This is a genomic window from Bulleidia sp. HCP3S3_C9, assembly GCF_052064035.1.
In the GTDB taxonomy this organism is placed as follows: Bacteria; Bacillota_I; Bacilli_A; order Erysipelotrichales; family Erysipelotrichaceae; genus Bulleidia.
Genome location: NZ_JBQHWJ010000010.1, coordinates 20363 through 41253 on the forward strand (window position 1 = coordinate 20363; position 20891 = coordinate 41253).

Here is a 20891-nt window from a genome sequence, read left to right on the forward strand (position 1 = left end):
ATGTATAAGAAATGAGGAAAAATAATATGACATATCAACAAACATATCAAGAATGGTTAGATCATCTAGATGAAAATGATCCACTCAGAAAACAACTTGTGCATATTAAAGATGATGAAGTAGAAAAAGAAGATCGTTTTTATAAAGATTTATCTTTTGGTACAGCAGGATTGAGAGGAAAAGTTGGTGCGGGGACTAACCGTATGAACTTCTATACTGTTGGCAAGGCAACACAGGGTATTGCACAATTCATTATCCATCATGGAAAAGAAGCAATGGAAAAAGGTGTTGTGATTGCACATGATCCTAGACATTTTTCTAGAGAGTTCTGTGAAATGACAGCGGGTATTTTAGCAGCAAATGGAATTAAAGTATACACATTCCCATCTCTAAGACCAACACCAGAACTTGCTTTTTTGATTCGTAAGATTGGAACTGTTGCGGGAATTAATATTACAGCGTCTCATAATCCAAAGGAATACAATGGATATAAAGCATACTGGAGTGATGGCTGCCAGGTTTCCAGTGAAATCGCTGACGGTATGGAAAAAGAAATCAATGCGGTAGATATCTGGAATGGTGTAAAGAAATCTTCTTATGAAGAAGGTGTTGCTTCGGGCAAAATCATCGTATTGGGTGAAAAAGAAGATCGTGAATATCTCGATAAAGTTGAATCTTTGGCAATTCATACAGGAGATGAAATTGATGCTTCTATTCCTCTTGTATATACACCACTTAATGGCTGTGGTTCGATTCCTTTTAGACAAATGTTAAATGATCGTGGTTTTACAAACTGGAAGATCGTTCCTGAACAGGAAGATCCAGATCCGGATTTTACAACGGTTGGCTATCCAAACCCGGAAGATCCAAAGGCATTTGCCTTGAGTGAAAAATATGGCAGGGAGTTTGGTGCTGAACTGTTGATGGCTACTGATCCAGACTCTGATCGTTTTGCGATTGAGATTCGTGATAATGATGGCAATTATGTTCCATTAAATGGTAACCAGACAGGTTATTTACTTGTGAACTATATTTTAGAAGGACATGAATCTGCAGGTACATTGCCTAAGAAGGGTGCAATGGTGAAGTCCATTGTTACGTCTACGCTTTCTACAAAGATGGCTAAGGCTTATGGTGTGGAAATGTTTGAAACGTTGACAGGTTTTAAAAATATCTGTGGCAAGATTCCTTATCTTCATGAGAATGGCTATACATATCTGTTTGGCTATGAAGAAAGTGTTGGTTATGCTGGATGTGAAGATATCCGTGATAAGGATGGTATTTCTGCAGGTATGCTTGTGACGGAAGCTGCAGCATACTATAGAAAGCAAGGTAAGACATTGTGGGATGTTTTACAGGAAATCTATGCAAAGTATGGCTATACATGTGAAGAAGGCGTTAATATCATTCTTGAAGGTATTCCTGGCAAAGAAAGAATTGATAGAATGATGAAGTGGATCAGAAATGAAAAGCCGATGCAGATTGGTGAATATAAGATTGATCATATCATTGATTATATTGATGGATATGAAGGTCTGCCTCCACATAATGCATTACGTTTCTTTGTGGATGAGGATACATGGTTTGCGGTTCGTCCAAGTGGAACAGAACCTAAGATCAAGATGTATTTTTACAGCAGTGATGAAACAATGCAGAAAGCAAAAGAAAAGAATGAAGCAATCAAGAAAGCTGTGCTGGATCTGATTAACGCAGTTGAATAATCACTGGCAAGAAAAATAATTTGTGAAAATCAAAAATAAGAATGCAGGTAATATACATAATAAAATTGTATAGAAATCTGCATTTTTATTTTGTATTTTCAACATGGTCTGATGATATGGCAGGTGAACGTTGTGCTTTGACTTAGTTTAGTGGTGGTGCAAGCAGAGTTACTGCTCAATGTGGAAGATATAAAAGGTAAAAAAGAGTAAAAAAAGGTAAAACAAATCTGCAAAGGTAAAAAATGGTAAAAAAGAGTAAAAAATGGTAAACTATATGTGCAAAGGAGAGATCTATGCCAACAATAAATCCATACGCCTTGCAATTTGGGCAAGAACCACAACAGTTAATTCCAAGAGAGTCTCAACTTTCAGAAGTTGTTGCTAACTTTCTCAGCGATAATGGCTTACAACATATTTATATGATTACAGGGATCAGAGGAAGCGGTAAAACAGTATTTATGACAAATGTTGCCAATTCTTTTGTTTCAAAACAGTGGATTGTCATCAATGTCAATGTATCATCTCAAATCAGTATTGTTGAACAGATAGTAATCCAACTTGCAAATGACAAGAGGCTAAAGAATAGTTTTTCGCTGTCTTCTCTTTCAGCAAATATTTTTGGTGTGGACGTCAAAGTGGACAATGCTGTTCCAACCACTTCTGCTGAGTACGAAGCAACAAAGCTTTTGAAATCAGCAAGCGAGAAAAATCTTAAAGTCTTGATAACAATTGATGAAGTTACAAGTACTTCATCAATCAAAGAATTTGCTGGGGCATTCCAGATTTGGCTGAGAGAAAACCTTTCTGTTTATCTTCTGATGACAGGCTTATACGAAAATATAAGAGAATTGCAGGATGATAAAAGTCTTACGTTTTTATATCGTTCTCCAAGAATTGACTTGTTTCCACTGCAGATGGGTGCTATAAAAAACAACTATGAAGAAAATCTGAATATAACTTCAGAACAGGCAAAAGAAATGGCTAGATATACACTAGGATATTCGTTTGCTTTTCAGGCGCTTGGTTACGTTGTATGGAACAATGGCAAGTATGACAAAAAGGCTTTGCAGGAATACATGCAGATACTCGCTGATTTCTCATACGAAAAAATTTGGAGTGAACTATCTGATAATGACCGCAAAGTCTGCATTGCAATAGCTGAATCAAGTTATTGTGAATATAAAGAAGTCAAATCCATACTGAACTGGGATAATAATCAACTGAATCCGTACAGAAAAAGACTGATCAACAAGCAGATTATCAGTGATAAAAAAAGAGGATTTATGTCATTCACGTTGCCACTTTTCAAGGAATTCATCAATGACCAGGTTGAATACGAAACATGGTGAATGATGCATGTTTTATTTTCGGCTTAGATTGTAAAGGTTGGAAAGTTTTAAATTCATGAGAGTCTTTTCGTGCTGCTTCATGTACAATAGATAGCGATGATACATGTATATACATTAAAGAATTGGTATTTTGATCAAACAAAAGATAAATATAGAGTATGGGGAAACATCAGTGGGAATGATGCATTTGAAGAAGGACAATGGATCCATACTTCCTTTGTAACACGTTTAGAAGTGGAATGGGGGGCTTTGCATATCTATACAGAAAACTCTGAATATCTTGCGAAGTATTGTGAACATGATGCGTTGGATAAGCGAGTATTAAGACGTGCATTGAGAGATTATCTATGGCCAGATGATGTTCTTGTATTTAACAAGATCAAACAGTCAGAAGATCGTAAACAGATGAATAAAAAAAGTCAGCAGACACCTGATGACTTTAGAACTTGTGCAATATTGACGTTTTCTTCAGATATCTTAAATCATTTTGTATCTTTAGAATTAAGACAGGGGAAGAAAATCTATCGCAGACTGGATTATGATATTCAAAGAGGAATGTTTGAAGATGCATTTGTGTTGAGTGATCCAGCAATGGATTATTATTTTAGATTCTTTCCGTTTGGCAAGAATGCGTATCAGTTTGATGAATGGCAAGGAAAATTTACGCCAGTATTTATTCGAAATATGGGAAGTGAAGATTTCTATGCTTCAACGGTGTATGGGGATTATGTTATTCCACCAGAATCAACGATCTTGATTTCTACAAATCAATCGGATGAAAGAATTTCTACTTCGTTAGATAGTACGGATCATGATAAAACAACGGTGTTATCTCATGCATCTATTAAAATGAAATAAAATGTCCTATGCCAAAGGGAGTAATGGCTAGGACATTTTTGCTTTGAGAATAAATAACCAGCTATTATTTACGCCCAATGGGAATATGATATATGGATTTATAAGAAAATCAACATTGAAATCTGTAATAATTCATGCATGTATGGATTTTATGCCTGATTAATAAAATCTTAATGATTTGAAATCTATTTTCTTAAGGGACATATCAGTACAATGAGAGTGTAAAGAAAGAGGGAAGTATGGCAACGTTATTAATTGTGGATGATGAAAAGGATATTGTATCTGCGTTAGAAATATATTTAAAACCAGAGGGGTATGAGATATTGACAGCGAATAGTGGAAAACAGGCTGTGGATATTATGCATAGAAAAAGAGTGGATTTAATTCTGATGGACATTATGATGCCTGAGATGGATGGGTATCAGGCAACGAGCAAGATTCGTGAAGAAAGTAATGTGCCAATCATTTTTTTGACAGCGAAAAGTGAAGATACTGATATGATACTGGGATTGAATATTGGAGCAGATGACTATATTACAAAGCCATTCAATCCAGCAGAAGTCATCGCAAGAGTGAGATCATGTCTTAGAAGGTATACAGTTCTTGGCGGAAATACGAATTCTTCAAATGTATTGAAGAATGGTGGTATTGAAATCAATGATGATTCGAAAACAGTAACAGTAGATGGGAATGTTATTTTATTGACACCGGTGGAATATGACATCTTGTTATTGTTGATGAAGAATACTGGAAAAGTATTTTCTTCTTCTGAAATCTATCAGAAAATCTGGAATGAACCGTTTATGAATGGAGAAAATACAGTTGCAGTACATATTCGTCATCTGAGAGAAAAAGTGGAAATTAACCCAAGTGAACCTCGATACATCAAAGTTGTGTGGGGCAGAGGGTATAAGATGGAGAAATGCTTATGAAAAAGAGTGGAATTTGCAAAACAATTGGTGTGATACTGCTTGTGGTCTTTGGATCAATTGCGTGTTTCTTTGGCGGTGTTTCCTTGATTGAATATGGATATGGATGGGGTAGTGAAGAGTATTTACAATCTTCAAGTGCGCAGGAAGCGGTAGATTACCATATTTATAATAAATATGGATATGCCATTTCTGAAAAGAAGGTGAATGATTCTGCTGTAGAAGCTTTCGTGAGAGAAATCAGTGAGAACTTTGACTATTATGTTGAAAAATATGATGCGAAAACAAAGAGTTATGTATCTTTAGCAGAGAGTAAAAACTATACAGAAGATTCTGACTATCCGCTTGTCAAGAAATATGGGATTGGTGATATTACGAATGCAGACAATCGAAGAATATTTGAAGGTGATGCATTTGAGAATAGTAATGTCGCGTATATTGTGCATGTTGGTGTGAATGAGCCAACAATCAATGATGATACACAATTCTATCAGAGATATCAGGTTTACAAGATGGTTAAACCATATACAGAAAATGCAGTTACATATACTGTTGCTTCTGCAGCTGTCATATTGATACTTCTTGTATATGAAACCATTGCGGCAGGACATACAAAAGAAGAGGATGGGATTCATTTATCATGGATTGATCGGATTCCGTTTGATGTGTTTACATTTGTGATGATTCTTGTTGGCTGTTGTATCTGCTTGATTGGTTCAGAACTGTTATCAAGTATTTCTTATATGATGTTTTATGAAGCATCAATGGACTTTGTTGAAGCTGGACTTCCTTTGATTGCATTTGTGATCTTGCTTGCTTTGGTTGTGTATGTGTATTACATATCGTTTGTGGTAAGAATTAAATCACATACATTGATTTCTAATAATGTGATTGTAAAAGCAATACAGTTTGTATATTATCCAGTGAAAAAAGTTATTGTAGAATTCTATGATGCATATTGTCATTCTTCTGCAGTATGGAAGAAAGTAATTGTTGGTCTTGTTTGTATTTCATTTGTACTATTATTGATTTTCTTTGTTACAGTTGCAGAAGTGGGTGATGTCTTCTTTGAATTCTTTATTGGTGCTTTGATGCTGGCGATGTTATATGGAGTATGGATTCTGATCAAAATCAACGCAGATACAAAAACATTATTAACAGCTGCTGAGAAACTCGCAAATGGAGAATTGGATTATCGTATCAGTGAAGAAGCGTTGAATCGTCTGCATGGCCCATTTTATGAACATGCAAAGAACTTGAACTTGATCAGTGAAGGCATGAAAAAGGCGATTGAGAATGAATTGAAATCTGAAAGAATGAAAGCGGAATTGATTACAAATGTTTCTCATGATATCAAAACACCCTTAACATCCATTATTAACTATGTGGATTTACTGTCAAAACCACATGAGGAAGAAAAAACAGAGGAATATATTGATGTTCTACAGCGACAGTCGCAAAGATTAAAGAGACTGACAGAAGATGTTGTGGAAGCTTCGAAAGCAAGCAGTGGAAATATTCAGGTGCATATGGATGTTGTATCCATCAAAGAAATCATTGAACAGGCAAGTGCGGAATATGAAGAGAGATTGAAAGAAAAGAATCTCTTGCTGATTACAAAGATTCCAGAAGAAAAGATTGAAGTGAATGCGGATGGAAGACTGCTTTGGAGAGTGCTTAGAAATGTATTTTCCAATGTATCAAAGTATTCTATGGATGGTAGTCGTGTGTATATTGATGTTGTTGAAGATGGAGAAAATGTTATTACAACAATCAAGAATACTTCTAAGAATCAATTGAATATCACGGAAGAAGAATTGATGCAGAGATTTGTCAGAGGAGATAGTTCTAGACATACAGAGGGATCTGGACTTGGATTGAATATTGCGAAATCTTTGATGGATTTGATGCAAGGTTCCTTTGAGATTCAGATTGATGGAGATTTGTTTAAATCTATTATCACTGTAAAGAAACATGAGCAAGTATAAATGGATTCCCGTGCTGCTGGGCAGTCTGATACCAATTCTAGCAGCACTTGTTATGGAAGAAATCATACACTGATGGAAGTGATTGCTTTTTGGGCAATCATTTCTTTTTTGTGGTAGGATGGTGCATATGAAAATACAAAGAATTGATACCTATGATGATCCGAGATTTACCAAAGAGGCGCTATATCAACATGGCTGTTATCTTGTGGATGATGAACCATATGAGATTGTGATTGTTTCTAAAAATGAAGCTGTGATTTGTGGAAAAGATCGGAGTGTATATTGTGATGTGATTGATTACTTTCGTATACATGCACCACACATTACATGTTTTTACGATGACCATAATGCAATTGTAAAAGAGTATGCTGTGCAGAAACTCTTTCGTATTTCACTTTCTATGATTCAGCCATCCCAGTTTTATGTAGATCAGGATAAACTTGATGCAGTTTCTCATTTTATCCAGCAGGAAGAGGATGTAATTATACAGGCTGGTAAATATAAAGATAGATGGATTTCTACTGATGGGCATACAAGACTGTATGAAGCGTATCGTAAAGGCTTTACATATGTGTATGGAATGGAAGATGAAATCAATGCAGATACAATTTATTTTGTTGAAGAAGCACAAAAAAGAGGGATTTTTGTCCCTCAAGATATGATTGTATTAGACCACCAGCAATATATTGATCAATGGTTTGGTTTCTGCGAAGAATACTTTCATCAATGAATGTCTTTGTAGGACAAGACACCATACATAGATTCACTGTTCTTAACGGAAGCAGTAATTGCTTCTGAGAAGCATCTTGCGGCTAATGTACCAATGACATTGAGATCTGCTTTGACTTTACCGGATGACATTGCATAAATCGTGTCTCCATCAAATTCTGTATGGATTGGATTGATGGAACGTGCCATGCCATCATGTGCCATAGAAGCAATCTTTGTGAGTTGTGTTTTATTGAAGGATGCATTTGTCAATACAATGCCGATGGTTGTATTCGTGTGGAGTTGTGAGTGCATCTGCATCATATATAATGCTTCTTCACAATTTAAGAACTGCTTTGTGTTGTAGTCGATTGCTCCAGCAATCTGTGTTCCATTTGTATAGTCAAATACATCCCCCATGCTATTGCATGCGACGATTACACCGACCTTAACATCACCTAGCTGATATGCACAAGATCCAACGCCTGTTTTCATCATATGTTCATTGCCATATGCTTTTCCACATGTTGCACCACATCCAGCGCCAACATTTCCATCTGTGTAGTTGTTATTTTCAGCATTCAGACATACTTGATAGCCAAGAGCTGTATCTGGTCGAATTTGACTTGTATGCATTTCTAAATCGAACAGACAAGACTGGCAGACAATTGGCACAACACCACTGTCTGTTGGAAAACCAATTCCTTTTTCTTCCAGGTATTTTGTGACACCAATGGATGCTTCTAAGCCAAAAGCACTGCCGCCGGATAATAATACCGCATTGACACTGTCATTTGCGGCTAATGGATTTAATAATCCACCTTCACGATTGGCAGGACCTCCTCCACGAATATCTACGCCACATGTAGCGCCTTTATCTCTTGGAAGGATAACAGTGCATCCCGTTGCACCTTCTGTGTATTCTGCGTTTCCAATTTTGAAATCCGTAAGTTCATGAATGGATATTTGTTTTAAAATTGTCATATTGTATCTTCTTTCCTGCTCAATTCATTATAGCATCGAAATAAATTATTCTTAGATGAAAAAGAATTCTAATAGAAAGACTGTCATACAGCATGCACACGCAACAACAGGCAATCCTTGATCAAAATATGCAAGAACAATACCTACGCATAAAGATGCAATGCCGGCAATTTGTGAATTTGTTGCCTGTACCATTGCGGGAAATGTCATGACTGCGAGTGTTACGTATGGAACATAGTATAAGAATGATTTTAGAAATCGATTTGTGATTGGTTTACGAATGAGTGTTAAAGGCAGTACACGAATACAGTAGCTTGTTAAAAATGAAACAAGAATATACATGAAAATGGAATGATTCATAAATCCTCCTTAATGGGTTTTATAATAGAAGCAACGGAAGCAATGATGACTGTTAATAGAATGATACGTGTACCACTCGAAAGAGAACGGATGCCTGGTAAAATCGTGCATAGGTAACTGGAAATAAAAGAAACCAGTACAATGAATAGAATCGTATGATTCTTTTTAGATGGTGGAATGATAATCGCAAGGAACATTCCATATAAGGCTACAGACAGGGCTGAAACGATTATGGATGGTAAAATATTTCCTGATATGATTCCACAGGATGTTCCAATTGCCCATGGGAGTACAGAAGCTGCCATGGCTCCATAGAAATATAATGGATTTAAATAGTCTTTTCTTGAGATTGCCAATGCAAACAATTCATCTGTGATGGCATAGCCTATGCATAGTCGATGGACTGTTTTTGTTTCTGGTGAGAGCTTTTGTGATAGTGAGCAACTCATTAACATGTAGCGTGCATTTGCGATGAGCGTCATAAGGATCATTTCAAAATATGATCCACTTGCGAGGATGACTTGTGTACCTGCGTATTCACCAGCACTTGCAAGATTGCATAGTGACATGAAGAAGCCATCGATCCAGTTTAATCCTGCATTTTTCATCGCAATGCCTAATGCAAAAGAGACTGCGAAATATCCTAGTCCAATAGGAATCCCATCTTTGAAACCTTGTGTAAATTCTTTCTTGTTCATGAAAATAATAATATAGCATTCTTTTCATAAGTAAAATGAATTATTATAATAAATGCATAAGGAAAACTGATATGAGTTCTAGATATAAGATTTTTATGAAAGTATTGGAATGCAGGAGTTTCTCGATTGCTTCTAAAGAAATTGGCTATTCGCAATCTGCGGTATCACAGGCAATGAAGTCTTTAGAAGAGGAATTGCAGACAACACTTTTTAAAAGAAATCGTGAAGGGATTCAATTGACAAAAGACGGTGAAGATTATCTTCCTTATATTCGTTCGATTTCTCAAGCGGAAGATTTACTGTATAAGAAGATGTGTGAAAAGAATGGGCTGGAAGATGAAGTGATACGTATTGGAACATTTACAAGTGTTTCTAGAAATCTTCTGCCTAAATTATTGAGTGATTTTCATGCACTGTATCCAGGAATTCATTATGAATTACGACAAGGAGAATATGATAATATTCATGAATGGATCAGGAATGGGGAAGTTGATTTTGCTTTTATCAATCCAAAGGATTTTGATGATATTGAGATTGATGTGATCTATCATGATTATATGCTTGCGGTACTTCCTATGGGACATCGTTTATGCAGAAAAGAATCTGTGTATTTAAAAGATTTGTGTGATGATCCTTTTATCTTGCTGGATGAAGGAAAGAACAGTGTTCCCTTAGATGCTTTTCATCAATATGATCTGCAGCCATCCATTGCATATAAAGTGTATGATGATTATTCTATTTTAGCGATGGTAAAGCAAAACATGGGAATCAGTATGATGTATGGTCTTGTATTGCGTGATTTTGAAAACAATGTTGTGATCAAGCCAATACAAGAAAATGTAGAAAGAACGATCGCATTAGCTTGCTTGAAGAAGGAATATCTTTCCAAAGCAAGCAAACAGTTATATGAATATATACAGAAGAACGTGGCAAAGATATTAGAAGATGGATTATTGAAACATGAGAAATAGAAGACTGGAGAAATTTTTAGATCTGTGTATTGTGCTGTGTGGTATCACTACACTTGTATTTTATAGTGGGGCAGTAGAATCTAAATTTTATGTGGAAAGATTTGCAGCAATTTATGCGATTGATATGTGTCTTGCGACTGTGTATTATCTTCTGGAATTTATCTATATCCGTAAAAGAAGTCGTGGTGTATTTTTTTCTTTACTGAAATATATTGTGTTAACGCTAATGACATTCTGTACGATCTTCAGTTGGGTATTTATGCAGCCATTCTACCGAAATGCTTCTGAGAATATGCAATATGCGTATCTTGGAATGCATTGTGTGATGCCGATTTTAATGGTACTGGAATATTTGGTGGGTGAAAAAGGTCATTTTAACAAGAAATTTATCATCACAAACATGGCATTGTTGATCATTTATGGTGGTGTTGTACTATTGTGTGGACAATACGCACATACTGGATATCCATACGCATTTTTAGATCCAGAACAATTAGGATATTCAATTGTGCTTAAAGAATGTGCTTTAATTTGTGTTGTGTATTATTTTTACAGTAAATTGATTTTAATGTTTGATCATAGATTTAAAAAAAGAAAGAGAAAGACGATATGATAAAACCAATTGTTTCAGGAACAGCGATTTTTACAAAAGCAGCTGTCGCAACAAAGGAAGACTTACCCATTGCGTATGACTTGTTAGATACATTAAAAGCAAACCAGGCAAGATGCGTTGGAATGGCAGCCAATATGATTGGCTGTAATAAAGCAATCATTGTGGTTGGACTTGGCCCAGTGATGTTTGCGATGATGAATCCAGTCATTACAAAAAGAAGTGGAAAATATGAAACGGAAGAAGGATGTCTATCTTTAACTGGTGTTAGAAAATGTATAAGATATCAACAGATTGAAGTAGAGTATCAAGATTTGAATATGAAAAAATGTCATCGCAAATTTGAAGGCTATATTGCGCAGATCATTCAGCATGAAATTGATCATTGTCATGGCATTGTCATTTAAAGACCTGTGTGGTCTTTTTTTGTGGAATTACAGAAAATGTATTTGTAAAGGAAAAAATGCTATAATTTAATCGCGTTTTTTACGTAAATGGTTTTAATGTACAAAAAAGGAAATTATGAATAGAGATATTAGAAGAATTACAGATGGAGCAATGATGGCAGCAATCATTGGTGTCATGCTTTTTATTGATCGACAGACAGCAGGCATGATATCTGGCGGGTTTGTGTGGCTTTTACCAATTCCAATGGTTTTCTATAGTGCAAAATATGGAATGAAAAACAGCTGGATGTTATTCATTGCGGTATTGTTGTTAACGTTTGTTCTAGGAACACCTCAGACATGGTTCTATATGGTGAGTGAAATGCTAATTGGTATTCTATATGGAAGTGGCATTTATAATAAAACTTCAACGAGAAAGTTGGTGATTCGTACGATTCTGCTTGCAGTAGTTGCGGATGTGCTTTCTATGCTTGTGTTTGCTTCGTTTTTTGGATATGACATTGCATCTGAAGTCGTTGAATATCAAAAAATCGTTACCAAGGCACTGGGTCAGGCAAAGCAAACCTTGCCATCAAATATTGATTTAACAGGTCTGATTCGAAATGCACTTGTTGTATCTGTTGTTGTGGGCGGGGTATTGAATGGCCTGGTTACACATTTACTGAGTCGTCTGATGTTAAAGAGACTGCGTATCTATACGGCAGATGTTTCTCCAATTTCTTCCTATTACCCACCTAAATGGAGTGGCTATATTGGAATCTTAGGACTCGTGATGTTTTATTATTCTTCCTACAATGCGTTTGAAAATGCATTGATGCAGTCGTTTCTACAAGGATTTGGAATGATTGGGGTTATGTATCTGGCTGCATTTGGTGTGATTGCGGCAATGATTTATACAAAGATGCGTTTTCATGTAAAAGGTTTTGCGGCAATTGTAATTGTTATCTTTGCGATGATGATGCCTGTTGCTTTTGCATTATTTGGATATTTCTATATTACGACAGATCTACATGATAGATTGATACAAGGAGTTGATTCTCATGCATACAAAGATCACGAAAACTAAGAAGATCGTTTACTCATTGCTTGTAATACAGGCATGTGCTTTGATTGTGCTTTCTTTTCTATCAAAGAAAGTTTCTATTCCATCAATTCTCATTTTAATGATTGAAACAATTTTAGCAATTTATGTCATTTCTGATTTCGAAGAGGCTTATGAAGAACAGTCAAATGGCGTTAGAAACGTATTGGGTTCTACTGCTGAAGAAGCTTTCTTGACTGGTGGGGTTGGACTTGTCATGTATGATGATGACTATATCGTTACATGGATGAGTGAATTATTTAAGGAAAGAAAGATTGACCATGTTGGAGATCGTGTTTTAGGATGGATTCCTGAAGCTGATGATCTGATTGCGGGAAAGGCAGATGAAGTTTCTGTTACTTTAGATGAAAAAACATACAGTATTACACGTAAAGAAGATGCACAGGTATTGATCTTTACAGATATCACGAAAGAAGTTGTTCTGCAGAAGAAATTTGATGATCAGCTGTTTGTTTTAGGTCTTGCTTCTTTTGATAACTATGATGAAAGTGTTCAGTATGAAGATGAAGCGGATGCAACGAATATTTCCGCAAGTGTAAGAGCTCCACTTGTTGAGTATTGTCATACACATCATGTGTTGATGAAGCGATTGAATAACTCCAAGTATTTATTGATTCTGAATGAAAAAGCATATCAATCCATGGTAGATGATCATTTTTCTGTTCTTTCTAAAATCAGAAGAGTATCTATGAAGATGGATGTATCCATTACATTATCTATGGCATTTGCCTATGGTTCTACAGAATATGATGTGTTAGATGAAATGACTGCGAATCTGATGGATCTTGCACAGACAAGAGGTGGTGATCAGGTTGCGGTACAGTGTGTTGGCAATGATATTAAATTCTATGGCGGTTCTTCTGAAGCAAATGAAAAAAGAAGCCGTGTTAGAGTTAGAGTGTTATCTCACGCATTGAGAGATCTGATATTGAAGAGCAGTAATGTAATTATCTGTGGTCATAAAATGGCAGACTTTGACTGTATTGCTTCTGCCATGGGATTGAGTCGTGTGGCCTCTACGTTTGGTAAACCAGTATCCATTATTGCGAAAACTGGCGGAATTGAGGAAAAACTAGCAGCTGCATTAAAAATAAATGAACAGGAATTGAGCCAGGAATTTAATTTCATTACGGATAATGAAGCATTAAATCAACTGCAGGAAAAGACACTTGTGATTATGTGTGATCATCATAATATCAAGCAGTCAAATGGTGCAAAAGTACTTGAAAATGCAAAGAAGATTGTGATTATTGACCATCATAGACGTGCAACGGAAATTGGAATTAAACCAACACTTGTGTATATTGAAGCAGGTGCTTCCAGTGCATGTGAACTTGTATGTGAAATGATTCCATATATTTCTAATAAAGTTGATATCTCTGATATGGTTGCGACATTTATGTTGACAGGTATGGTTGTAGATACGCAAAGGTGGAGAGTGAGAACTGGTGCTAGAACATATGAAGCTGCAGCTAGATTGAAAGATATGGGTGCAGATATTTCTAAATCTAATGCATGGCTGAAAGATACATTTGAAGAGTTCTCAATTAAAACAGAAGTTGCAACAAATGCAGAGAGATATGATCATGGCGTTGTTATCGCAAAAGTTGAAAATAGAGTTTTATCTCGTTCTTTGATGAGCCAGGTAGCGGATTCCTTATTAGATCTGCAAGGCGTCAGAGCAGCATTTGTTATTGCAAACTGTGGTGAAAATGAAGCCGGTATCAGTGCGAGAAGTGATGGAACGATCAATGTACAGATGATTATGGAAAAGATGGGTGGCGGTGGTCATATGAGTGCTGCAGCCATGCAGAAGACAAGAGGTAAGGTAGCTGATTTGAAGAATGATCTTCTAGAAGCTACGATTGAGTATTTCAAGGAGGATAGTGAAGATGAAAGTAATTCTTAAGCAAGACATTAAAAAAGTTGGTAAAAAAGGAGATATCGTTGATGTTTCTGATGGATATGGTCGTAACTATTTGATTGCGAGAGGCTTAGCTGTTGCGGAAACAAAGAAGTCTCTGGAAATCTTAGGTGAACAGAAAGCTGAAGAAGCTAGACTGGAAGCACAGCGTGTTGAAGAAGCAAAACAGCTTGCACAAAAGATGGAAAAAATGATGCTTACATTTACTGTAAAAGCTGGTGAATCTGGCAGAGTATTTGGCTCCGTTTCTACAAAGCAAATCACAGAATCATTAGCGAAACAGGGAATTCGTATTGATAAGAGAAAGATTCTGGATACAAACCCAATCCAGACATTGGGTATTACAAATGTTAGAATTGAACTCCATAAAAATGTTGTGGGAACAATTCGTGTAAAGCTTGTCGGGAGTGAAAAGTAATGCCTAGGCAGTTACCTTCTGCACCAGAAGCGGAGGCTAGTCTTTTAGGTACAATGCTTGTATATCCTGCTTCTACGCGTATTGCGATGGAAGAAGGACTGAATGAAGATGATTTCTTTGTGGAAGCAAATCGTAAGATTTTTCGTGTTGCTTCTGATCTTTACAATAGTGGTCAGCAGATTGATTTGACGACTGTTTATACAAGATTGAATGATTTGAATCTTTTAAATGAGACAGGTGGCATTGAATATCTGACAAAGCTTTCTGATGCTTCTGTAACTTCGTATAATACAAAAAGCTATGTGGAATTGATTCGTGATAAGGCAATTGCACGTAAAATGATTGAGACTGCAGAAAAGATTGCAGAAGATGGTTTTGAAAATTCCAGTGATATTGATGCGTATTTAGATGATGCGGAAAAATCAGTACTGGATATTTCTAGAAACCGTAAAACTGCGGAATTTAGAACACCGCAGGATGTTATGCGTGCAGTTATGGAACGTGTACAGATGATGAGTGAAAATAAATCTGATATCACGGGCTATAAAACTGGATTTGTGGCATTGGATCATCGTCTGCATGGTTTTCAGAAAGGTGACCTTGTCATTTTAGCTGCGCGTCCTGCGATGGGTAAAACTGCGGTTGCGTTAAATCTGGCGATGAATGTTGCGACGTACAACCAGCCAGGTGCCGTTGCGATTTTCTCACTGGAAATGCCTGCGGAACAGCTTGGTATGCGTTTGCTGAGCGCAAGAAGTCATGTTCCTGGTGATAATATTAAAACAGGCAGATTATCGAATGATGAATGGAATGCGGTCAATGAAGCTGCAGCTGATCTTGGAAAGCTGCCTGTTTATATTGATGATACTTCTATGATCAAGATACCTGAGATTTTTTCTAAGTGCAGAAGATTACAGGCAGAACATGGATTGAATCTTGTTTTAATCGACTATATTCAGCTGATTACAGGTTCTGGTAAACGTGGAGATAACCGTCAGCAGGAAGTTTCTGATATTTCTAGAAGCTTAAAAGCACTTGCGCGTGAGTTGAGTGTTCCTGTGATTGCGTTGTCTCAGTTATCTCGTACGGTTGAACAGCGTGAAGATAAGCATCCAATGTTGTCTGACTTGCGTGAATCTGGTGCGATTGAACAGGATGCCGATATTGTTTTGATGTTGTATCGTGAAGCTTACTATAAAGATGAAGCGAAAGAGGCAGCACAGGAATCTGGCAGTGAAAAACTGGAAATCAATATTGCGAAGCACAGAAATGGTTCTACAGGCAGAGTCATTGTTGCTTTTGAAGGTGCAACAAATGCACTTTATAATATTCAGAATGATAATGATTTTATTCCAAATGAATAAGGAGGCAAATGTATGAAAAAGTTTATGACATTATTGATATGTACTTTGATTAGTATTGTAATTGTTGTCGTAATGCCAATGTTTTTTCATACGTTTTCTTTTGTGCGTGTTGAAAGTGAATCTACAAATCACGTAGGTATGTTTCAACAGACAGTTGTGTCTGTAAATGCGAAGGAACAGACAATTCATAAGCTCTACTACAAAGATGAGCTTATTGGTATCTTTTCTAATCAGGAAGCTTTAGATCGTCATTTAAAGCAAGTCTATCATGATAAATATGAAGCCGACTTCCCAGATACAAAAGCACATATTGGCAGAGACTGTTATATTGTTGATGAAAAATCATACTATACGTATTCTGATGTATCTGATGAAATTTTGAACTATCTTGATGAAAATGAATTGTATACATTGCAGTGTACTGCGATCAATATTTCTGAAGATGGTAAAGTGAAAGCAAGGTTTTATGTGAGTGATCCAAAATTGTATGAAGATGCGATGAATGCGTATCTTTCATTGTTTGTTGATCCTTCTTCCATTGCATCTTTAACAGAAAATGCAAATACGCAGACAACCTTGACAAGTTATGGCTCCAAAGATGTTGGCCTGTCTATTTCTCAACAGATTACCCAGGAAAAGACATATGCTTCTCCTTCTGAAATCCGTACAACAGAAAAATCTGTACTTGAGTATATTGAGTATGGAAATAATACAGAAAAGCAATATTATACAGTGCAGGCATATGATACGGTTGCCGGTGTTGGGGCAAAAAACTATGGCTTAAGTGCAACGCAGGTTATGAATATTAATCGTGATAAGATTTCTTCCACAGACCAGATGTTAAAAGAAGGAGATCAGTTATGTATTACATATTTTGAATCTCCAATCGACGTGGTTGTGTATAAAAAGACATTGCGTCAGGAAACGGTTTATTTTGAAACAACTTATATTCAAGATGAAAATCTTGTAAAAGGAGAAGCTGAAGTGCGTACTGCAGGTGAGAATGGATCTAGAAACGCATTGTATACAGAAAAATGGATCAATGGTGTTTTGACGAGTGGTACGCTGGATTCTTCATATGAAACAAAACAGGCAAGCAATGAAGTGGTTGCTTTGGGTACAAAAAATGAACCTGGTGTAGGTACAGGATCTTTTAGATATCCTGTGGAAAATGTTGGTATCTCTTGCGAATGGGGCTGCTACTATGGTCATAGAGGAACAGACTTTATTGACCAGTATAATTCCTGGGGTGATGTATATGCCGCAGATAATGGTGTCATTGAAGAAGTTGGATATAACGGAATTTCTGGTAACTATGTTGTGATTAATCATAACAATGGCTATGAGACATATTATGGTCATATGAATGTTCCTTGTGATCTTCCTGAAGGGACAGTTGTAGCCAAGGGTGATGTGATTGGTCACATTGGTATGACTGGTTTAGCGACTGGCCCACATGTGCATATGTATTTTAAAGTCGATGGTGAAAGACATAATGCATGTGAATTTTATGATTGTGAAAGTGTACCGCATGTATGATGAATTTTGCGTTGTTAGCGAGTGGATCAAAAGGAAATAGCTTTTTGATTGAAGATGAAGGAACAAAAGTGTTGATCGACTGTGGATCAACAAAGAAATATTTAATGAATGCTTTGCATGCATGTGATACAAATGTTGAAGATCTAGATGCTTTACTAATCACACATGATCATGCAGATCATGTATCACAGATCAAACATTTTAAAGACATTGATATTTATTCTCCGGTAGAAATCAATGATATCGATACATTTCGTGTACGTGCCCTGCAGAAGTTTACAATTAACAATCTTGTATTTACGCCTCTTGCATTGAGCCATGATGCATTGAATACAATGGGATATATTGTTGAAGATGGGATTGAAAAGCTTGTGTATGTCACAGATACAGGATATGTCAACCAAAAGTATTATCCAATGATGAAGGGAGCAGATTATATTGTTCTTGAAAGTAATCATGATGTGGATATTTTGATGCATACTTCTAGACCTCAATTTTTAAAGCAGAGAATCTATGGGGATGATGGTCATTTGAATAATATGGACTGCGCACAAGTTTTAAATTCTATTACAGATGAAAATACGAAAATGATTATTCTTGCGCATATTTCACAAGAAGCAAATACAAGACAGCTTGCATTAGATACGAGTTGTGATGTGCTTCTGCATCAGCATACAGGCTCTTTTAACAAAGAACTTGTTGTGTGTGCAGCTGGACAGTTTGAAATGATCATAAAAGGAGATAAACATGAAAAAACTGATACTGGGACTGTTAAGCGGTTTATTGGTATGGAATCTACTGTTGACGTATCAATTGAACAGACTGTCTAATGCGGATAGTGAGGGAAATGTTGTTGTGCATAATAAAGTGGATACCAATGATATTTCTTCTGTTGTGAGTCAAGTAAGAACAAATGTTGTAAGTATTGCATCTGCAGATGATATATATTCTGGTGTCATTATTGAAAAAGAAGAAGGCAGCTTATATATCGTCAGTGTTTCTGAAGCTGTGAGTGATCAAATCACTGTAACGTTTGATTCTGGGGCAAAAAAGAGCGCAACAGTTGTAGGATATGATGAGGATACAGATGTATGTGTTTTGAAATGTGACGTTGATTTTGAAGTGAGTGGCTTTCATTTGACGGATGATTCTATCGTTAAAGCTGGCTGTAATGCCATTGGCGTTGGTGGAAGAAACAGCGTGACAAATAATATTTCTATTAATTCTGGAGTATGCAGCGAGGAAGGTTCGTATCGTATGCATGCGAATAGTGTGTATCTAGCTGAAATATATGAAATGGATATGAATGTCAGTGAAAAACAATATGGTGGAGCACTTGTGGATATCAGTGGAAACCTTGTTGGTATGCTGATTCATCATCCAAATGAATATTCTTCACATATGTCATATGCTTTATCACAGGAAGAATTGAAGAAAGTGTATCGTGAAATCAGAAAAGATGGAAAAGTAACACGTGGATCCTTGGATATCTGTGTGCGTGCCATCAAAGATATGGAATCTTATGAGAAGAATGAGAATGGGTTTGATCTTGATACAATGAATGGATTGTTTGTCAGCGATGTGAATAGTGATTCTTGCTGCTATGGAATTTTAATGTATGGTGATCAGATTCTGAAAGTGAATGATCAGCAGGTGGATTCTTTAAAAGATCTTAGAAATGTTATGTATTCTTTTAAATCAAATGATGAAGTGGAAATTACGTATGTAAGAGATGGTACGACTTCTACAAGTGGGGTAACTTTGAAATGATTCGATTGATTGTGTGTGGAAAAGTAAAAGAAAAGTGGATGCGTGATGGGATTGAAGAATATGCAAAGCGAATCCAGCCATATGAAAAGTTAGAAATTGTTGAAGTGAAAGATGAAAAAACATTAGATAATAATTCTGAAGCTGAAAATACAAGAGTAAAAAATATTGAAGGTGATCGTCTTTTAAAGTGTATCAAAGAAGATGATTATGTGATATTGTTAGACTTACATGGAAAAGAAATTGATTCATGTGAACTGAGTGAATACATTGAAAAGATCCATACAGGTGGAAAAAGCAAGATTGATTTTGTGATTGGCGGATCACTTGGTGTGAGTGAAGCATTGATGCAGAGAAGCAATGAAAGATGGAGAATTTCAAAAAATACATTTCCGCATCAATTGTGTCGAATCATTGTTTTGGAACAAATCTATCGTGCTTTTAAAATCATGAATCATGAACCGTATCATAAATAGGAGTTAGGAATATGAATCGTAGTGCTGGGGTGCTGATGCATGTTTCTTCTTTGCCATCCAATTATGGCATTGGAACATTTGGAAAAGAAGCATATGCATTTGTTGATTTTTTGAAAGAAGCTGGACAAACGTACTGGCAGATGCTGCCTTTACATCCAACTGGTTTTGGAAATTCTCCTTACCAGGCTTTATCTTCTTTTGCGGGAAATCCATGTTTGATTGATTTAGATATGCTGATTGAAGATGGTTTGTTGAAAAAAGAAGAAGTAGAAGATATTGACTGGGGAAAAGATGTTTCCAAAGTGGATTATGGTAAATTGTATGCAAATCGTTTTGCGGTACTGGAAAAAGCAAGCCGTAGATTAGCCAGCCAGAAATCAGAAGATTATTTTACTTTTCTAGAAGAAGAAAAAGAATGGCTGAAAGATTATGCTACGTTTATGGCAATCAAAGAAGATCGTCATGGTCAGCCATGGTCACAATGGCCACAGGAATTAAGAAATCACACAAGTGAAGAAGTGAAAGAAGAAGCTTACCGTTTAAGGGAACGTGTTGTTTTTTATGAGAGAATCCAATATCTTTTTTCAAAGCAGATCAAGGCATTAAAAAAATTTGATAACTTAAGTCAAGAGAAAATTTAATAAATTTACATCTACGATAAAGAATGGATTTCAAATACGACAAAAAGAGCAGATTTCTCTGCAATTTGTCTATTCTT

21 protein-coding genes are annotated in these 20891 nt (G+C 36.2%); 18 read left to right on the plus strand and 3 right to left on the minus strand.

What is annotated here, in order from left to right; translation table 11 throughout:
• Nucleotides 1–26: 26 nt before the first annotated feature.
• The 6 genes from ACTND6_RS03290 to ACTND6_RS03315 all read left to right on the plus strand — a co-directional run bounded on the left by ACTND6_RS03290 (nt 27) and on the right by ACTND6_RS03315 (nt 7575).
• Nucleotides 27–1721: a phospho-sugar mutase gene (locus ACTND6_RS03290; RefSeq protein WP_441021949.1), complete on the plus strand. Its 1695-nt coding sequence runs from the start codon at nt 27–29 to the stop codon at nt 1719–1721.
• Nucleotides 1722–2014: 293 nt separating this feature from the next.
• Nucleotides 2015–3070 (plus strand): NB-ARC domain-containing protein, encoded by a 1056-nt coding sequence (locus ACTND6_RS03295; RefSeq protein ID WP_441021951.1) that lies wholly within the window; start codon nt 2015–2017, stop codon nt 3068–3070.
• Between the two features lie 96 nt (nt 3071–3166).
• Nucleotides 3167–3928 carry a hypothetical protein gene (locus tag ACTND6_RS03300; protein WP_178177017.1) on the plus strand — a complete coding sequence of 254 codons (762 nt, stop codon included), beginning with the start codon at nt 3167–3169 and terminating at the stop codon, nt 3926–3928.
• 239 nt (nt 3929–4167) lie between these two features.
• Nucleotides 4168–4860 (plus strand): response regulator transcription factor, encoded by a 693-nt coding sequence (locus tag ACTND6_RS03305; protein ID WP_441021953.1) that lies wholly within the window; start codon nt 4168–4170, stop codon nt 4858–4860.
• Nucleotides 4857–6845: a sensor histidine kinase gene (locus ACTND6_RS03310; protein ID WP_441021955.1), complete on the plus strand. Its 1989-nt coding sequence runs from the start codon at nt 4857–4859 to the stop codon at nt 6843–6845. Before ACTND6_RS03305 ends, ACTND6_RS03310 begins: the two co-directional genes overlap by 4 nt.
• Nucleotides 6846–6972: 127 nt before the next feature.
• On the plus strand, nt 6973–7575 hold the full coding sequence (locus ACTND6_RS03315) for a hypothetical protein (RefSeq protein ID WP_441021957.1): 603 nt from the start codon (nt 6973–6975) through the stop codon (nt 7573–7575).
• Here the strand turns inward: ACTND6_RS03315 and ACTND6_RS03320 are convergent.
• The 3 genes from ACTND6_RS03320 to ACTND6_RS03330 are packed head-to-tail and all read right to left on the minus strand — an operon-like array spanning nt 7569 to nt 9595.
• Nucleotides 7569–8537: a P1 family peptidase gene (locus ACTND6_RS03320; RefSeq protein WP_441021959.1), complete on the minus strand. Its 969-nt coding sequence runs from the start codon at nt 8535–8537 to the stop codon at nt 7569–7571. The two genes, ACTND6_RS03315 and ACTND6_RS03320, sit on opposite strands and share 7 nt — an antisense overlap.
• Before the next feature lie 51 nt (nt 8538–8588).
• A complete protein-coding gene (locus ACTND6_RS03325) occupies nt 8589–8897 on the minus strand; it encodes an AzlD domain-containing protein (RefSeq protein ID WP_441021960.1) in 309 nt (102 codons plus the stop codon).
• A complete protein-coding gene (locus tag ACTND6_RS03330) occupies nt 8894–9595 on the minus strand; it encodes an AzlC family ABC transporter permease (RefSeq protein ID WP_441021962.1) in 702 nt (233 codons plus the stop codon). Before ACTND6_RS03330 ends, ACTND6_RS03325 begins: the two co-directional genes overlap by 4 nt.
• Nucleotides 9596–9690: 95 nt before the next feature.
• Between ACTND6_RS03330 and ACTND6_RS03335 the strand changes: the two genes are divergently transcribed.
• The 12 genes from ACTND6_RS03335 (at nt 9691) to ACTND6_RS03390 (ending at nt 20814) form a co-directional block, all read left to right on the plus strand.
• Complete coding sequence (locus ACTND6_RS03335) at nt 9691–10566, plus strand: LysR family transcriptional regulator (RefSeq protein ID WP_441021964.1); 876 nt, start codon at nt 9691–9693, stop codon at nt 10564–10566.
• Nucleotides 10556–11179 (plus strand): Pr6Pr family membrane protein, encoded by a 624-nt coding sequence (locus ACTND6_RS03340; protein WP_441021966.1) that lies wholly within the window; start codon nt 10556–10558, stop codon nt 11177–11179. The genes ACTND6_RS03335 and ACTND6_RS03340 overlap by 11 nt, the downstream gene beginning before the upstream one ends.
• A complete protein-coding gene (locus ACTND6_RS03345) occupies nt 11176–11583 on the plus strand; it encodes a peptide deformylase (RefSeq protein ID WP_441021968.1) in 408 nt (135 codons plus the stop codon). Before ACTND6_RS03340 ends, ACTND6_RS03345 begins: the two co-directional genes overlap by 4 nt.
• A gap of 115 nt (nt 11584–11698) precedes the next feature.
• Complete coding sequence (locus ACTND6_RS03350) at nt 11699–12649, plus strand: DUF2232 domain-containing protein (RefSeq protein ID WP_441021970.1); 951 nt, start codon at nt 11699–11701, stop codon at nt 12647–12649.
• Nucleotides 12624–14594, plus strand: coding sequence for a DHH family phosphoesterase (locus ACTND6_RS03355; RefSeq protein ID WP_441021971.1), 1971 nt, complete (start codon nt 12624–12626; stop codon nt 14592–14594). The genes ACTND6_RS03350 and ACTND6_RS03355 overlap by 26 nt, the downstream gene beginning before the upstream one ends.
• Complete coding sequence (gene rplI / locus ACTND6_RS03360) at nt 14578–15027, plus strand: 50S ribosomal protein L9 (RefSeq protein WP_441021973.1); 450 nt, start codon at nt 14578–14580, stop codon at nt 15025–15027. Before ACTND6_RS03355 ends, rplI begins: the two co-directional genes overlap by 17 nt.
• Entirely contained in the window at nt 15027–16391 is a 1365-nt protein-coding gene (gene dnaB, locus ACTND6_RS03365; protein ID WP_441021975.1) for a replicative DNA helicase, read from the plus strand. The genes rplI and dnaB overlap by 1 nt, the downstream gene beginning before the upstream one ends.
• A 12-nt stretch (nt 16392–16403) precedes the next feature.
• Complete coding sequence (locus ACTND6_RS03370; RefSeq protein ID WP_178177031.1) at nt 16404–17930, plus strand: peptidoglycan DD-metalloendopeptidase family protein; 1527 nt, start codon at nt 16404–16406, stop codon at nt 17928–17930.
• Complete coding sequence (locus tag ACTND6_RS03375) at nt 17927–18760, plus strand: MBL fold metallo-hydrolase (RefSeq protein WP_441021978.1); 834 nt, start codon at nt 17927–17929, stop codon at nt 18758–18760. Before ACTND6_RS03370 ends, ACTND6_RS03375 begins: the two co-directional genes overlap by 4 nt.
• Nucleotides 18678–19700: a S1C family serine protease gene (locus ACTND6_RS03380; protein WP_441021980.1), complete on the plus strand. Its 1023-nt coding sequence runs from the start codon at nt 18678–18680 to the stop codon at nt 19698–19700. Before ACTND6_RS03375 ends, ACTND6_RS03380 begins: the two co-directional genes overlap by 83 nt.
• Nucleotides 19697–20173, plus strand: a complete 477-nt coding sequence (gene rlmH, locus ACTND6_RS03385) for a 23S rRNA (pseudouridine(1915)-N(3))-methyltransferase RlmH (protein WP_178177034.1) — start codon at nt 19697–19699, stop codon at nt 20171–20173. Before ACTND6_RS03380 ends, rlmH begins: the two co-directional genes overlap by 4 nt.
• Before the next feature lie 11 nt (nt 20174–20184).
• Nucleotides 20185–20814, plus strand: a complete 630-nt coding sequence (locus ACTND6_RS03390; RefSeq protein ID WP_441021982.1) for a 4-alpha-glucanotransferase — start codon at nt 20185–20187, stop codon at nt 20812–20814.
• The last annotated feature ends 77 nt before the right edge of the window (nt 20815–20891 follow it).